The following is a 16,438-nucleotide window of genomic DNA, read 5'->3' as shown; positions in this document are numbered from 1 at the left end:
ACGGGATCGACCTTGAGTTCTGGACCGGCCGTGAACGGCATCCTGGCCCGCGTGCGCGAGTTGCAGAACGAGCTGCCGCCAAAGGCGCGGCAGATTGCGGAGCTGGTGGTCGCGCGGCCGGAGCCGTTCATCCACATGTCGATCACCGAGGTCGCGGAGGCCTGCGGGGTCAGCGAGGGGACGATCGTGTCGTTCTGTCGGCGGGTGGGCGTGCGCGGCTTCCAGGAGCTCAAGATCATGCTGGCGCGGGACCTGATCGAGCCTGTCAGGCTGATCCAGGAGGACCTGCATCGGGGTGATGACCCGGCGACGGTCACCGACCACATCTTCGCGGCGCATGCCGCCTCGCTGCAGGAGACGCGGCGGCTGTTGTCGATGGACGCGCTGGCGCAGGCGGGGAAGCTGCTGCGCGAGGCGCGGCGGGTCGAGATCTACGGCATCGGCAGTTCGGCGCCGGTGGCGCAGGACCTGTCGTACCGGCTGCTGCAGCTGGGGCTTGCGGCCAATGCGATCGTGGACTCGCATGTGCAGGCGGTCAGCGCCGGCATGACCGGGCCCGAGGTCGCGACCGTCACCGTGTCGCATTCGGGCAGCACGGTCGAGACGGTGCTGGCGACGCGGCTGGCGCAGGCGGCCGGCGCGCGCACCATCGGCATCACCCGGCTCGGCAAGTCGCCGCTCGCGGCGCATTGCGAGGTGCTGCTGTACACGGTCGCGAACGAGACGCGCTACCGGCCGGAGGCGATGAGCAGCCGCGTCGCGCAGCTGGCGATCATCGACACGCTCGTCAGCTGCTGCGCGCTCACCGACACCGAGCGCTCGGTCGAGAAGCTGCAGCACGCGGCGCGCATCCTGTCCGAGAAGCGCTACTGACCGTCCTCAGTAGTCCTTCAACAGCCGCTCGATGTAGTCGAGCTCGACCTGCGGCCGCGACTGATCGCCGAGGCGGCGGCGCAGCTCCTCGAGGATGCGGCGGACGCGCTGCACGTCGATCTCACCGGGGATCTTCTGCGAGAAATCGTCGATGTCGCGGCCGGGATGCATCGGACGTCCGAGCGGATCGGTCTGCTGGGCGCCCTGCTGGCGGCCGGCGCGCTGGCCGGGACCATCGCCCGGCTGGTCGCCATCGCCCTGCTGCATCGCGTCCGCAAGACTCTGCGCGCCCTTGCGCAGCGCATCCAGCGCCTTGCCCTGCGACTCCACCGCGCCCTCGGCATTGTTGTCGCCGAGCTGGCTGCCGGCATCGCCCATCGCGCCATCGGCCTCGTCGAGACCGTCGCCGGAATCGCCCTGGTCGCCTTGGTCCCCCTGCTCGCCTTGCTGACCCTTCTGGCCTTTCTGACCCTTCTGTCCCTTTTCGCCCTTCTGGCCCATGCCGCGCTTGGCGAGCTGATCCTGCAGCTGCTTGAGCCGGTCGCGCAGCGCCTGCTGATCCTGCTGCAGGTCGCCCATGCTCTGGTCCTGGTCGCCCTGCTGCCCCTGCTTGCCGCGATTGCGGTCGCGCCGCGAGTCCTGGCCCTGCTTGAAGGTCTTGTCGCGGAGCTGCTGCTGCTTGCGGATCATGTCGCCGAGCTCGTTGAGCGCCTGCTCCATGTCCTGGTCGCCGCCCTGGTTGGGCTGCGCCATCTGCAGGTTCTCCAGCATCTGCTGCAGCTGTTCGAGCAGCTCGCGCGCGCCCTCCTTGTCGCCCTGGCGCGACAGCCGCTCCATGCGGTCGATCATGTTCTGCAGGTCCTGCTGGCGCAGGATCTTGGTGTTCTGGTCGAGCGGCCGCTGCGCCATCTGCGGGTTGTTGCGCAGCTGCTCGGCGAGCTGGCGCATGTAGTTGTCCATCGCCTTGCGCAGATCCTCGGCGAGCTTCTTGATCTCCTCGTCGGTCGCGCCGCGCTCCAGCGCCTGCTTGAGCGCGTCCTGCGCCGCGCGCAGCGCCTTGTCGACGTCGGAGATGTTGCCGTCCTCGATGGTGACCGCGAGCGCCCACAGGCTGGCGACGACCTCGCGCAGCGCGTCGTCGGTGCGCGCCATCTCGAGCTGCCGCGTCACCGCATGCAGGCCGAGATACTGGCCGGGCTCCGGCGTGAACAGCTCCGGCGCGATCGCCAGCGCGTCGAGCGCCGTGAACACGTCGGCATTGCGGTTGCCGTCGAGCGCCAGCAGGCGGCGCTGCTCGATCAGCGCCCGCGCCAAGGGCTTGGTGAACAGCCGCTCCGGCAGCCTGGTCTCGAACGGCTCGCTGGTGCCTTCATTGCCGGCTTCGTCCTTCGCCGTCAGCGTGAGCGTCACGTCGGCGCCGGCGTAGGGGTCTTCGCTCAGATCCTTGACGGTCTGGCCGACGCCGTTGCGGGTGCGTGCGTTCGGCAGCACCAGCGCAAACTCCGGCGGCTGGAACAGCGGCCGCGCGACCGGCGCGTCCTCCGCCTTGGTCTCCGCAGCGCGCGCGGCGACCTTGGCGCGGGCTTCGGTGACGCCGTAGTCATCCTCGAGCTTGTAGGACAGTTTCAGCGAGCCGCGCGCCTGCCGCTCGGGGTCTTTGGCCATGCTGATGATTGGCGGCTTGTCCGGCGTCGCCGCGAAAACCCATTGCGGCTGCCCCGATGGCGCGCGCACGTGGACGGTGCCGTCGGTCTTGATCGTGTAGTGCTTCTCGGTGGTGCCCTTCGGCGCCGCGTCGCCGGCCGCAACCTCGCTCGGCGCCGCCTCGCCGACGCCGCCTGACGTGACGACGTCGAGATTGCCGCCGCTGGAGCGCACGATCAGCGTCGAGCCCGCGGGCACCACGATCGGGCCGCTCGCCGGCACCGCGCCTTCCTTGTTGGCGGCGGAGAGGATGATCGGCGGCTTCGCGGTGTAGAGCGGCGGCTTGACCCAGGCGTCGACCCGGACCGTGACCGGCGTCAGCACGCCGTTCCAGTCGAACGCCGAGGCCACCCGCATCGGCCGCTCGTCACCGGCTGCGACGTAGGTCGCAACCAGCAGCACGACGACCAGCGCGCGCACCGCCCAGGGGTCATGCAGCGACAGCCGCGGTCGCGGCGTGCCGGCGCGGATGCGCTTGATCGAGGCCAAAGTGCGCTCGCGCTGCGCCTGCCACAGCGCGCGCGCCAGCGGATCCTGGGTGGAGAGTGTATCGGTGAGCGCAGTGGCGGGGCGATGGGCGATGCCCGACCCCCGATCGAGCCGCGCCAGGCCTTCCTCGCGGCTCGGCCAGCGATATCGAAGCATCGGCACGGCGGCGCCGAGCAGAAGCAGCAGAAACAGCCCGACCCCGATCATGCGCGCGGCGAACGGCAGGCCCAACCAGAGCCCGGCCCAGGACACAATCAGGAACAGACCGATGACCGTGAGCAGCCGCGCGAGATGCGGCCAGCCGCGCTCCCAGGCAATGGCGAAACGCGCCCGCTTCAGCGCCTGCGCCAGCTTCAGCCGCGCAACGCCATCGGGAGTGCTTGCCGGCCCGGCCGGCTCGGGGGTGACACCGCTCAACAATCCCTCCAGGTTGCCCGGATGTTCACCCTAGCACAAAGGCTGCAGTGAGGCACCCGTTCCCAAGGTTCTTTCCCGCCGTCCGGGCTGGTTCACACGGGAGTGTGACCGCCCGGTTCCCGAAAAGCTACGGGGAGCCGGATGACAATAGCTGCGGGTCTTCCCAACGACAGCGGTGCCTGACGCACGCCGCCCGCCCCAAACTCCGTCATTGCGAGCGCAGCGAAGCAATCCAGGGCTGCGGGCGGGACTCTGGATTGCTTCGCTCCGCTCGCAATGACGCCGTGGCGAACATCACGATGCACATTATCAGACACTCCGCGGAGACATCATGCGCAAGACGAGCCCCATCGCTCCCGCGACGCCATCAGCGCCCGAGTGATGCCCAACATCTCACCCTCGAAAACAGAGGGCGCAGGGAAGACCGGGCGCCGGCCGGCGCCCATGGTCCGCGTGCAACAAAAAGCACGCGGCAGAACCACAGGCTCAGCCGAGATCACCCGGCCTTCCCTGCGCGATGGTGTTACGATTTATACGCGCTCTTCCCGGGGAACGGCTGTCTTGCCCCCGTCGCCGGCGATTCGTCACCGCCAACTTGGCATCAGCACCGCGATGCCAGAACCACGCGACTTCATCGTCGCATCGGGATCGTTCGTCCGCGCGAGCAAGCCCACGCTGCGCCCCAATGCGCCCACCGCATCCCGCACCCGACGTCCGTGACGACCGCGAAGCGCCCCCTCAGCGGGACGGGATGCGGGGAATAGAGCATGATTTCGGATAAAGCGCAAGAGGAGTTTTGGAATGGCGCCTGAATAGGGTAAGCGCGCGGAAGGCTCCCGTGAATTCAGCTATTCACGACGCAGATCACCGTAAACGGAAAGCTTAGCCAGCGCCATCCCGGCGAACGCATCACAAGAGCTGAGTCCGTGTAATCATCAAGACCGATAGTCATTCGGTTGCGAGCTTGAGAAGCTCGGAAACGTCAACAGCCAATTGCTTATGCTCCGAACCTCCACCCTTGTGCGCAATACCGACCACTTGATGTAGATCATTTACGATCGGCCCTCCGCTAAGACCATCGGACAGCACTGCGGAGACCTCCACGAATTTCACAGCATGTCTCGTGACGCTTCCATGGATCTGACCTGATCTCTTGCTAAGCTGATCTCCCGGAGCGTAAGCAGGGAACCCAAGCGCCGCGATATGATCATGCGGTCGTTCAGGGGACGTTACCACAGGTAAACTAAGGTATTCGCTTGGTGGCACGTCATGTTCTAGTATCATTAAGTCGCGATAGGGACATTTGCGGCTCGATGGCCAAGCTTTGAATTTCTTGCCGCCGTTACTTGGCCTAAAGAGGTCCGCCGTCGCACCCGAAGGCAAACTTTCTAGGACGTGATGAGCCGTCACTAATCCAACACTCTCAAGGAAGAAAGCAGTTCCTTGCCCGTTACTTGCTTCGTCGATCCAAAACTCGACCACCCAAACTGAACGCTCTGCAACTTCATCATAAGTCGGAGAGATCGGAATTGGGGAATTAGGAAACAGCTGATTGAACCGCTTGGCGAGAGTTCGATAGGGGCCGAAGCTACGCCCTCGAACTTGCGCGACCCATTCCAGTCGTCCACGAAGGATCTGCTCCAAGGTCGATTGCGTCTTGTATTTCTTCTGATAATCGGATTGCGCCGCCGCAAGCCCCAATTTCTCTGTCTTATAAAGAGCCGCGCGAAGGTTGCGGATGAACGTGCGCCTTACATTCGTGAATTCGTTTACGACGAGGCCCGTAACCTCCTTCCGTGTTTTTGGACCGGCATACCACACCTTGTCAGCAGCAACTTCGAAACCGTTGGAGGAAAACGCTGCAGCAAGTGCGACCGAAAGTTGATCTGGCTTCACCCTGCCGGGGATAGGTAACCCGGCGTTAAAGAGCGCCAGCGGAGGTGCATAGCTTGAGAATGAGATGTCGTCCGCATAACGTGTGTATCTCAATCGATACGCTTTCGCGAACGTCATAAGATCTCGGTCGAGACGATAGGCCACTAAGTTTGAAAGGATCGGAGAGGTCGGAGCACCCTGCGGGAGTTGGTTTGCTGTGACGCAGATCGAGCATATTGCTTCTGCAGTCTCGTCCGGAAGCCCCATGCTTGCTAGCATTCCGCGCACTCGGCGCCGAGAGATCACTCCGAAGAAGTTGCGAACGTCAATATTGAGGAGGTACGGTCGCCTCTGATGTTCACCGGCATTAGTGATCGCGCCCCTTTGTTTAACGAAACCATGCACGGGTGCACGGGGAGTGTAAAGCTGAAGCAGGAGTTGGTGCGTTTTGCGCTGTAGAAACTTTAGCCTTCGCTCCGGCACCATCAAAAGTCGATTTCCGCCGCGCCGCTTCGGAACCTGTATTTGCGTGTATCGATGAAAAGCGTGATTTTCTAAGAATTTTCGCTCGCCTGCCCCTACACCGAGATACGCATAGAAGTCGTTAGCCGACCCGAGTGCTTTGGGTAACATAGGCATGGTGAAAGGGCGCCCCCTCCTTCTCGCCCGTTCCCATAGGATTCGGGCCGCGGATCATATTATCAACCGTTGAGTCAGACGCCGCAGTTACGACAGCGCGGTATGCGAGGGGGCGCTTAATGGAAGCCATACCTAAGATGTCTGAGTCACGCAACTGCAACCGGCCATCTTTCGTCCGGCTGGGAACACCAGCGTAGTTCTATGCAGAGCTTGGGCTGGCATGACGATCTCAGACCTCTAACGCCCGAAATGATCACCCTAGATGTGCCCCTGCAATTACGGGTCGGAGTCGACTCGCTCATGCAGATCGCCCCCTGCATAAGCCGTACGAGCAGCGCAGGTATACGCGCCTCCTTCGGTGACAACGGCCAAAATTCACGATGAACATGCGATCTATCATTCGCACGCATCATGACAGCGCACTGAAGTCCTCCGCCTCGCCGCCTTGGCCGTCATGAAGTGCACTGGCCCGGGGAATGCTCCCAAGAGAGGGCTTATCCTAATCCCGAGAATCACGATCCTCATCATCGCCCCCTGAATGCCGATCTCCTGAACTATCGCCAGCTTGACTACGCAGGTGATCTGGCATGGGCTCAGACAAGGAGACCATCAGGTCGGTCCAAGCCCTAAGCGCCTCCCAGCTCTTCCGGGACAATCGCTGCGGAATTTCCAGCGCGGCCATTCCTTCAGGAAGAGGCAACGTGGCTCGCGGCGGCTGCATTGCAATCCCGGCCTCCTGGGCCTGCGCACCTGATCCAGTCTGATGGGGATAGGTCCCCATTCTCGCACCGCGCAATCCAACGCCAGACGCTGAAGATAGTTGAGTACTCATGGGAGCCGATCGGCCCAGATTTACCGCTACTGCTTGCCCATCCTGGTCAAGATCATTTGATGACTTATCAATCTCTTTAAGACCCGAGAAGGCGACAGTCTCGTCAAACGATCGCAAGAACAAGCTCGCGGCAGCTTCGGTAAAGCCTCTGTCCAACCGCAATTCGCTTAGGCAGTGACTGTCGCTAGGACGCTGAGGAAGCCATTTTTCCCCATATTCTGAGAATAATCGAGGGCGCATTGCGGCTTCCCTGATGGCCGCTTCGCGAGCCCCCGGGCGGGCATCGTGAAGGATCCTCTGCGCAAGATCGGAAAGCTGCACTTTCCGGTCGTCGCCCCTTCCACTATCTTCCAAAAGGCCGTAAGCTTTCAGAGCGGAGGCCGTTTGAAGCAACCCGCTACTCGATGGTGAATACCCCCACGTTCCGGCGACTGTCGCCAAGCGCGCAGCGCTGCGGCGGTGAGCCTCGTCAAACGCCTTAGCGCGCTCAAGGGCCTTAGGCAGAGAGATAAACGGGTAAGATGGGCTACGTTCCTTTCGCGCGCGGTCTTCAAAGTCCTCACTGTTCGTCATTCGCCGCTCCTCGGTTTTCAGCGCCTCTTATAACAGCCAGTCAAACTGAGGCAAGATAGGAAGTCTGGTAGAGATAAGATGCTAGTCAGTCTGTCTTGATGAAGATATCTTCTGACAAGATATTGACCGTTGAGCCGCGCTGTGTATTATGCGACTCATGGTTTGCGGAGGGTGACATGCTGATAGGACTGGAGCCTCGGCGTTAACTGTCGACCGGCGCGCGAGGCGAGGACCACATAGGAAAGGGCCACTACCCGGCTCCCTCACGAGGAAAGGTAGTGGCCCTCAATCGGCTCAGTTTTCGGGGCTCGTCCAATGGTAGGACACCCGCCCCTAAAGGCTTGGAGATGTCGGTCCGAATCCGGCTCCCTCAAGCATCGTATGCGATTGGATCGCCGTGGTTGCAGCCATGGCGATCCAAGTCACCAAGCCGGGAGCGCCCAGCCGGCGACTAATCTATAGTATATACTTTGCATAGCGCGTTTTCTAGAGTCCAAGGGCCAGTCCAAGACCAGGATGGCGCCTTAATGAACGTTCTTTTGCGAACAGCAGTGCCTATCATTGCTCGTCTGGACTGAAGGCCAGAGTATCTGCCCTATGCGCGAGTGCCCTAAATTCCGTTGGTGAGCGTCCTAGTGGGACAGCACTCAATAACGTAGACGCTATCCGTATTTTACCCTGGATCTGATAACGTCCCCAACTGCTCTGAGTGCAAAATGGACAGCCGGATAATTTTGGCAGGAGCGATCGTTTTCGCGACGTTGGTTGGCGCGTGGATGCTGCGGTTTGAACAGACCGATGGATTTAATCATCGGAACAGGTTCACAGGAGCCTATTGCCGCGTCTATCAGGAGTGCTGGTTTTAGACGACGCTGCCTTTGGTTGGGGAGTGATTAATTCACGAGATGCCGGCCCGCGAACAGCCCTGCCCCTCACAGCCACGACATCGATGCTCACGAAGTTCTTGGCGTTGCCATGCTCTACATCCGTCACCGTGACGACTAGGATAGACTCGGCAAAACCCTCACGGCCAAACCGGCGCCCCATCCAGCCCCGCAGTCTCCGGCAGCCCGCACATCAAATTCGCGTTCTGCACCGCCTGCCCCGCCGCGCCCTTGCCGAGATTGTCGACGACGCCCATCGCGATTACCAGGTTGCGCTCGGGGTCGGCGGCGTAGCTGACGAAGGCGAGGTTGGAGCCGGTGGCCCATTTGGTCTGCGGCGGCTTGTCGGTGACGCGGACGAAGGCGCGGCCTTCGTAGAAGCGGCGGGCGGCGTTCAGACACTGCTCGGTGGTGGCGCGGCCGCGGGCGTAGATGGTGGCGAGGATGCCGCGGGTCATCGGCACCAGATGCGGCGTGAATACCAGCCCGGCGGCGCTGCCGCCGCTGATACGCGCGATCGTGCTTTCGATCTCGGGCATGTGGACGTGCCTGAGCAGGCCGTAGGGGATCAGGTTCTCGTTGCTCTCGGCGTAGCCGAAGCCACTGCCGCCGCCACGGCCGGCGCCGGAGATGCCGGTCTTGGCGTCGATCACGATGTTCTCGGGCGCGATCGGCCGGTCGGCGAGCAGCGGCGCCAGCGGGGTCAGCGCGGCCGCCGGGAAGCTTGTGGGTCGCGCTCTCGCCGCCTCCACCGCTGTCATGCTCCGCGAAAGCGGGGCATCCAGTACTCCGCGGCAGTGGATATTGAACCGAGACGTCACGGCGTACTGGATCGTCCGCTTTCGCGGACGATGACAGTGGGGCTTACATGTCCATATTCAATGCGACGCGGACATCGGAAACGGTCGTGTCGTACTCTGTGGCGACTTGACGCGCGCATCAAGCGAAGGCTTGCGCCATCCAGCATCATTCACGTCAGATCAGACCGGGATTGTTCGATCCGGATTGTCCAACTTACGACGCATCCCCTCACAACCACGGCGCCGGCGTATCCATCGCGATCAGCTGCTCGACCTCGATCCGCGGCCGGATCACCGCGGCCTGATCCCCCTTCACCAGCACCTCGGGCACCAGCGCGCGGGTGTTGTAGGTGCAGGCCTGCACGGCGCCGTAGGCGCCTGCGGTCATGATGGCGAGGAGGTCGCCGGGCGCAGGTTCGGGCAGCGCGCGGTCGAGGGCGAGGTAGTCGCCGCTTTCGCAGACCGGCCCGACGACATCGGCCACGAACGCCGGCGCGTTCGGCGCGGGCTGCTTCACGGGCAGGATGTCGTGATGGGCCTCGTAGAGCGTCGGGCGGATCAGGTCGTTCATCGCGGCGTCGATGATGACGAAGTTCTTGGCCTCGCCGTGCTTCACATAGATCACCTTGGCGACGAGGATGCCGGCATTGCCGACGATCATGCGGCCGGGCTCGAACATCAGGGTGCAGCCGAGATTGTGCGAGATGCGCTTGACCATCGCGGCATAGGCGGCGGGCTCCGGCGGCACCGCACCGTCGAGGTGATAGGGGATGCCGAGGCCGCCGCCGAAATCGACGTGGCTGATGGTGTGGCCATCGGCGCGCAGGGTCTGCACGAACTCGGTGAGGATGCGGAACGCGGTCTCCATGGGGCCGAGATCGGTGATCTGGCTGCCGATGTGGACGTCGACGCCGGTGACGGCGATGCCCTTCATCTTGGCCGCGCGGGCGTAGACCTTGCGGGCGTGCTCCAAGGGAATGCCGAACTTGTTCTCCGACTTGCCGGTCGAGATCTTGGCGTGCGTGCCGGCATCGACGTCCGGGTTGACGCGCACCGAGATGCGGGCGGTGTGGCCGGTCTCCTGGGCGAGCCGCGCCAGCAGATCGAGCTCGGGCTCGGACTCGATGTTGAGGCAGTGGATGTCGGCCGCGAGCGCGGCGCGCAGCTCGGCCTCTGTCTTGCCGACGCCTGAGAACACGATCTTCCGTGCGGGGATGCCGGCCGCCAGCGCGCGCTTCAGCTCGCCGCCGGAGACGACGTCGGCGCCGGCGCCCAGCTTGGCGAGCGTGCGCAGCACCGACTGGTTGGAATTGGCCTTCATCGCGTAGCAGATCAAGACGTCCTGGCCGGCGAAGGCGTCCGCGAACACGCGGTAGTGCCGCTCAAGCGTGGCGGTGGAGTAGCAGTAGAACGGGGTCCCGACGGTGGCCGCGAGTGAGGTGAGATTGACGGCCTCGGCGTGCAGCACGCCGTCGCGGTAGTCGAAATGGTTCATGGGTCAGGTCCGCGCGCGGGGCTGCGAGAGGGGATTGTGGCGGCGAATTGCCGGGAAACCAGCGGGAATGTCAATTCACGCTGCCACCCTCCCCTGGAGGAGGAGGGTCGATCGCACGCGAAGCGGGCGAGCGGGGTGGGGTGATGTCTCCGCGACGGCGGTGTGCGTGGAGAGATCACCCCACCCCGCCTCGCGTTTCGCTTCGCTCAACGTGAGGCGACCCTCCCCCTCCAGGGGAGGGTGGCACCAACCGCTCAGCGAGCTGAGTTCGTACCCTATTTGCTGTCGAGCAGCGGATCCAGGAAGAAGGGTTTCTTCTGGCCGCGGGTGGCGGCGGGGGCGGCGTCGGCGCCGTAGCCGGAGTTGAACAGGCCGGGTTTGTTGGCAGTGTCGGTGGCGGTGTCGGCTGGGGCGGCGGACATCTGCGGAGCGGGCGGGGAGTTCGCCGGCAGGTCCAACGGGCCCTTGCGGCCGCAGGCGGCCAGCAGAAGAGCTGTGGCGCCGAGGACGAGGACGGCCCGGGCGGCGGAGGTTGGACGACGGCTGCGATTCACGTGTGAGATCCCCATGCGGGCGGCACCATACAGAGATTGCCCCCGCCTGACGAGTGCCGGAGTGCCACGCCGGACCGGTCAAATTTCGGACAGCAGCCCTACTTTCGCTGTTTTTCCAGCCGCTTCAGCCAGGCCTTGGCTTGCGACGCCACGTTCTTCGGCGCGGTGCCGCCATAGCTGGTGCGGCTCTTCACGGACGCTTCGACCGAGAGCACGCCGAGCACCTCGGCCGTGATCTTCGGCTCGACCTCCTGCATCGCCTGCAGCGGCAGCTCGTGCAGCGCCACGCCTTGCTTGGCGGCGAGCGCGACGATGCGTCCCGTCACGTGATGGGCCTCGCGGAACGGCATCTTCAGGGTGCGCACCAGCCAGTCGGCGAGGTCGGTGGCGGTGGCGTAGCCCTCGCCGGCGGCGGCCTTCATGCGGGCCTCGTCGGGCACGAGGTCGAGCGCCATGCCGGTCATGGCGCGCACGGCGAGCGACAGCGCCGCAAACGCCTCCATCGCGCCCTGCTTATCCTCCTGCATGTCCTTCTGGTAGGCGAGCGGCAGGCCCTTCATCACGATCAGGAGGCCGTTGAGCGCGCCGATGACGCGGCCGGTCTTGGCGCGCACCAGCTCGGCGGCATCAGGATTGCGCTTCTGCGGCATGATCGAGGAGCCGGTGGTGAACTTGTCCGACAGCTTGATCAGGCCGACCAGCGGCGAGGTCCAGATCACGATCTCCTCGGCGAAGCGCGACAGGTGCACCGCGCAGATCGAGGCGGCGGAGAGCGTCTCCAGCACGAAGTCGCGGTCCGACACGGCGTCGAGCGAATTGGCCATCGGGCGGTCGAAGCCGAGCGCCTCGGCGGTGGCGTGGCGGTCGATCGGGAACGAGGTGCCGGCGAGCGCGGCCGCGCCCAGCGGCGATTCGTTGAGGCGCTTGCGGGCATCGAGGAAACGGCCGCGGTCGCGACTGGCCATCTCGACATAGGCGAGCAGATGGTGGCCGAACGTAACGGGCTGGGCGGTCTGCAGATGGGTGAAGCCGGGCATGACCGTGCCGGCGTAGTCGAGTGCGCGGGTCGCCAGCGCGTGCTGATAGGCTGCGAGCGCGGCGTCGATGGCGTCGATCTCGTCGCGCACGAACAGGCGGAAATCGGTCGCGACCTGGTCGTTGCGGGAGCGCGCGGTGTGCAGGCGGCCGGCGGCGGGGCCGATCAGCTCGCTGAGGCGGCTCTCGACGTTCATATGGATGTCTTCCAGGGCCCGCTTGAACTCGAAGGAACCCTTGGTGATCTCTGACAGAATCGTGTCTAGACCCTTGCCGATATTTTTCGCATCACCCGTGGTGATGATGCCCTGGGCGGCGAGCATGGCGGCGTGCGCCTTGGAAGCGGCGATATCCTGCGCATAGAGATGGCGATCGACGTCGATCGAGACGTTGATGTCCTCCATGATCTCGTCGGGACGCTCCGAGAACCGTCCGCCCCACATCGTGTTGCTCATGCCTGAACCGCTTCTGAAAACCTTGCTGATCGCCACGGGATGGGACACACCGTCCGCACCTGCGAAATTCGCGCCTCTGATAGCCGCAACCGACCCGAGATGACAAACGATAAGCCTGACCAGTCCCCTGCCCGTCCCGCTGTCCCGCGCCGGACCGTGCTCGCGGCCGGCACGATCCTGGTGGTCGCCGTGGCCGGCGGCATCGCCGCCGTAGCCTTCGGCGGCCTGCTGAAGGGCCGCCCGGCAGGCGACCAGGCCTGCCAGGCGGCGGTGGCCACCGCCGCGCGGATCGCGCCGCTGATCAAGGGCGAGGTGGCGGCGCTGACGGCTGCGACGACGCCGCTGCGGCTGCCGGATCTGGCGTTCGACGATGCCAGCGGCCGGCCTGCGAAACTGTCGGATTTTCGCGGCAAGACGGTGCTATTGAACCTGTGGGCGACCTGGTGCGTGCCCTGCCGCAAGGAAATGCCGGCGCTGGACGGGCTGCAGGCCAAGCTCGGCAGCGACGATTTCCAGGTGGTCGCGGTCAACATCGACACCCGCGATCCGGACAAGCCCAAGGCGTTCCTGAATGACGCCAAGCTGACGAAGCTGGCCTATTTCAGCGACCAGAAGGCAAAGGTGTTCCAGGACCTGAAGGCGGTCGGCCGCGCCTTGGGCATGCCGACCTCGGTGCTGGTCGACGGCCAGGGCTGCGAGATCGCGACCATCGCCGGTCCCGCCGAGTGGAACAGCGACGACGCCGTCAAGCTGATCCAGGCGGCGACGTCGAAGGCCGCGGCGGGGCTTTAAGTAGAAATATCAGGCGGCGATGTTGAGGTTGCCGCCGACGCCGGGGCCGGCATTGGCGAGCGACAGCGTCTGCTGCGCGCCACCCAGCAGCGTCATGACCGCATCCTTCTGGGCGTTCAGGTTCTGCTTCAGGACCGACGTCGCGACCTGCTGCTGGGTCGCACTCGCCTGCTGCGCCATGACCGCAGCCACCAAGCTCATATCCATACGCACTTACCTCGCTGGAGAGCACGCTAGCCCAGGAGCCTTAACGAAGCGTATCGATGCAGGCTCCGGCTGCGCAGCAGCGGTATGATTTTAGCGCGTCGGCACCGGCTTGGGACCGCGATAGTCGTAGAAGCCGCGCTGCGTCTTGCGGCCGAGCCAGCCGGCCTCGACATATTTCACCAGCAGCGGACACGGCCGGTATTTGGAATCGGCGAGGCCCTCGTGCAGCACCTGCATGATCGACAGACAGGTATCCAGGCCGATGAAATCGGCGAGCTCCAGCGGGCCCATCGGGTGATGGGCGCCGAGCTTCATCGCCGCATCGATCGCCTCGACGTTGCCGACGCCTTCATACAGCGTGTAGATCGCCTCGTTGATCATCGGCAGCAGGATGCGGTTGACGATGAAGGCCGGGAAATCCTCGGACACCGCGACCAGCTTGCCGAGCCGTCCGACGAATTCCTTGGCGGCCTCGAAGGTCGTGTCGTCGGTAGCGATGCCGCGGATCAGCTCCACCAGCTCCATCAACGGAACCGGGTTCATGAAATGGATGCCGATGAAGCGCTCGGGGCGGTCGGTGCAGGCGGCGAGCCGCGTGATCGAGATCGACGAGGTGTTGGAGGCGATGATCGCTTCCGGCTTCAGGACGGCGCAGAGATCGTGGAAGATCTTGCGCTTGACGTCCTCCTTCTCGATCGCGGTCTCGATGACGAGATCGCAATCGGCGAGCCCGTCGAGGCTGTCGGCCAGCGAGATATGCTTCAGCGCCTCGCTGCGGGCGTCTTCGGAAATGACCTTCTTGGCGACCTGACGGGTCAGATTGCCGTTGATGGTCGCCATGCCCGATTTCAACCGGTCGGCGGTGACGTCGTTGAGCACCACGTCGAGCCCGGCCAGCGCGGCGACATGCGCGATGCCGCTGCCCATCTGTCCTGCGCCGATCACACCGAGCTTGTTGATCTTAGCCATGTTGTCATCCACCGGAACGGCACGCCATCTGCGCCCGTCCATGCCCTTGGAAGTGAGAACACCGGCCGCCGCGGTCCCACGCGGCCGGTGTCGTCAGCGTTACTTGCCGAGCTTGCCGAGCGCGTCCGTCAATTCGGGAACGGCCTGGTAGAGGTCCGCCACCAGACCGTAATCGGCGACCTGGAAGATCGGCGCGTCCTCGTCCTTGTTGATCGCGACGATCACCTTGGAGTCCTTCATACCGGCCAGATGCTGAATGGCGCCTGAAATGCCGACCGCCACGTAGAGCTCCGGGGCGACGACCTTGCCGGTCTGCCCGACCTGCCAGTCGTTCGGCGCGTAGCCGGCATCGACCGCGGCGCGCGAGGCGCCGACGCCGGCGCCGAGCTTGTCGGCGAGCGGCTCGATGTACTTGGCGAAGTTCTCGCGGCTCTGCATCGCACGGCCGCCGGAGACGATGATCTTGGCCGAGGTCAGCTCGGGACGGTCGCTCTTGGCGACCTCCTCGCCGACGAAGCTCGACAGCGCCGGGTCACCGGCGGCGGCCACGGTCTCGACCGACGCGCTGCCACCCTCGCCTGCCGCGGCAAAGGTCGAGGTGCGCACGGTGATGACCTTCTTCGCGTCCTTCGACTTCACGGTCTGGATCGCATTGCCGGCATAGATCGGCCGCTCGAACGTGTCGGGCGCCACGACCTTGATGATCTCCGACACCTGCATCACGTCGAGCAGGGCTGCGATCCGCGGCATCACGTTCTTGAAGCGCGAGGTCGCCGGCGCGACGATCGCGTCGTAATTGGCAGCGAGCTTGACGACGAGGTCGGCGAGCGGTTCGGCGAGATCATGCGCATAGGCCGCATCGTCGGCCAGCAGCACTTTCTTGACGCCGGCGAGCTTGGCAGCCGCGTCGGCGGCGCCCTTGGCGCCTTGGCCTGCGACCAGCACGTCGACATCGGCGCCGAGCGCGGCAGCCGCCGTCAGCGCCTTGTTGGTCGCGTCCTTGATCGCGGTGTTGTCGTGTTCGGCAATCAGCAGCGTGGCCATCAGAGCACCCCCGCCTCGGTCTTGAGTTTGTTGACGAGCTCGGCGACGTCCTTGACCTTGACGCCGGCCTTGCGGCCCGCCGGCTCGGTGGTCTTGACGACCTCGAGACGCGGCGTGAGATCAACGCCGGTATCGGCCGCGGTCTTCTCGGCGATCGGCTTCTTCTTCGCCTTCATGATATTCGGCAGCGACGCGTAGCGCGGCTCGTTGAGGCGGAGGTCGGTGGTGACGATCGCCGGCCCCTTGAGCTTGACGGTCTGCAGGCCGCCATCGACCTCGCGCGTGACCTTGAAGTCGGAGCCTTCGACCTCGAGCTTGGAGGCGAACGTCGCCTGCGCCCAGCCGAGCAGCGCGGCCAGCATCTGGCCGGTCTGGTTGGAATCGTCGTCGATCGCCTGCTTGCCGAGGATGATCAGCCCCGGCTGCTCGTCCTGGGCGATGGCCATGAGGATCTTGGCGACCCCCAGCGGTTCCACATTGCCCTCGGCCTTGACCAGGATGCCGCGGTCGGCTCCCATCGCGAGCGCGGTGCGGATCGTCTCCGAGGCCTGCGCAGGCCCGATCGAGACCACCACCACCTCGGTCGCCTTGCCGGCTTCCTTCAGCCGCAGCGCTTCCTCGACGGCGATCTCGTCGAACGGATTCATCGACATCTTGACGTTGGCGAGCTCAACGCCCGATCCGTCGCTCTTGACGCGGACCTTGACGTTGTAGTCGACCACCCGCTTGACCGGCACCAGAACCTTCATCGATCCTCTTTCGCTATAAATTGTCCGGGGTTGACCTTTCGGGCGCGGAACC

Annotated in this window: 11 protein-coding genes and 1 pseudogene; 2 read left to right on the top strand and 10 right to left on the bottom strand. The window is 64.4% G+C overall.

Features of this window, described 5'->3' with window-relative positions:
- The first annotated feature begins 12 nt into the window (after positions 1-12).
- Positions 13-873, top strand: coding sequence for a MurR/RpiR family transcriptional regulator (locus tag S58_RS05605; RefSeq protein WP_244440715.1), 861 nt, complete (start codon positions 13-15; stop codon positions 871-873).
- 6 nt (positions 874-879) lie between these two features.
- On the opposite strand, the gene S58_RS05600 is transcribed toward S58_RS05605, so the two are convergent.
- The 6 genes and pseudogenes from S58_RS05600 to argH form a co-directional block, all read right to left on the bottom strand.
- Positions 880-3,483 carry a TIGR02302 family protein gene (locus S58_RS05600; protein ID WP_015664278.1) on the bottom strand — a complete coding sequence of 868 codons (2,604 nt, stop codon included), beginning with the start codon at positions 3,481-3,483 and terminating at the stop codon, positions 880-882.
- A 948-nt stretch (positions 3,484-4,431) separates the two neighbouring features.
- Positions 4,432-5,991: a reverse transcriptase domain-containing protein gene (locus S58_RS36170; protein WP_277996608.1), complete on the bottom strand. Its 1,560-nt coding sequence runs from the start codon at positions 5,989-5,991 to the stop codon at positions 4,432-4,434.
- Positions 5,992-8,426: 2,435 nt separating this feature from the next.
- Positions 8,427-9,023 (bottom strand): annotated as a pseudogene (locus S58_RS05595) (Asd/ArgC dimerization domain-containing protein); the annotation flags it as partial.
- 292 nt (positions 9,024-9,315) lie between these two features.
- The gene (lysA, locus tag S58_RS05590) at positions 9,316-10,581 is read right to left on the bottom strand and encodes a diaminopimelate decarboxylase (protein ID WP_015664272.1); all 1,266 of its coding nucleotides are present in this window, start codon (positions 10,579-10,581) and stop codon (positions 9,316-9,318) included.
- 275 nt (positions 10,582-10,856) lie between these two features.
- The gene (gene lptM, locus S58_RS05585; RefSeq protein ID WP_015664271.1) at positions 10,857-11,150 is read right to left on the bottom strand and encodes an LPS translocon maturation chaperone LptM; all 294 of its coding nucleotides are present in this window, start codon (positions 11,148-11,150) and stop codon (positions 10,857-10,859) included.
- 83 nt (positions 11,151-11,233) lie between these two features.
- Positions 11,234-12,625 carry an argininosuccinate lyase gene (gene argH, locus S58_RS05580; RefSeq protein ID WP_042338819.1) on the bottom strand — a complete coding sequence of 464 codons (1,392 nt, stop codon included), beginning with the start codon at positions 12,623-12,625 and terminating at the stop codon, positions 11,234-11,236.
- A gap of 99 nt (positions 12,626-12,724) precedes the next feature.
- Here argH and tlpA point away from each other — a divergent pair, with 99 nt between their 5' ends.
- The gene (tlpA, locus tag S58_RS05575) at positions 12,725-13,417 is read left to right on the top strand and encodes a thiol:disulfide interchange protein TlpA (protein ID WP_042338817.1); all 693 of its coding nucleotides are present in this window, start codon (positions 12,725-12,727) and stop codon (positions 13,415-13,417) included.
- A gap of 9 nt (positions 13,418-13,426) precedes the next feature.
- Here the strand turns inward: tlpA and S58_RS05570 are convergent, their stop codons facing one another.
- The 4 genes from S58_RS05570 to S58_RS05555 form a co-directional block, all read right to left on the bottom strand.
- A complete protein-coding gene (locus S58_RS05570) occupies positions 13,427-13,624 on the bottom strand; it encodes a putative motility protein (protein WP_015664268.1) in 198 nt (65 codons plus the stop codon).
- A 90-nt stretch (positions 13,625-13,714) separates the two neighbouring features.
- Entirely contained in the window at positions 13,715-14,593 is an 879-nt protein-coding gene (locus tag S58_RS05565; protein WP_015664267.1) for a 3-hydroxybutyryl-CoA dehydrogenase, read from the bottom strand.
- Between the two features lie 99 nt (positions 14,594-14,692).
- A complete protein-coding gene (locus tag S58_RS05560; protein WP_015664266.1) occupies positions 14,693-15,637 on the bottom strand; it encodes an electron transfer flavoprotein subunit alpha/FixB family protein in 945 nt (314 codons plus the stop codon).
- Complete coding sequence (locus S58_RS05555; protein WP_015664265.1) at positions 15,637-16,386, bottom strand: electron transfer flavoprotein subunit beta/FixA family protein; 750 nt, start codon at positions 16,384-16,386, stop codon at positions 15,637-15,639. Before S58_RS05555 ends, S58_RS05560 begins: the two co-directional genes overlap by 1 nt.
- Positions 16,387-16,438: the final 52 nt, after the last annotated feature.

The sequence above is a fragment of the Bradyrhizobium oligotrophicum S58 genome (genome assembly GCF_000344805.1).
GTDB classification, from domain to species: domain Bacteria; phylum Pseudomonadota; class Alphaproteobacteria; order Rhizobiales; family Xanthobacteraceae; genus Bradyrhizobium; species Bradyrhizobium oligotrophicum.
This window is presented reverse-complemented; position numbering and strand designations above follow the sequence as displayed.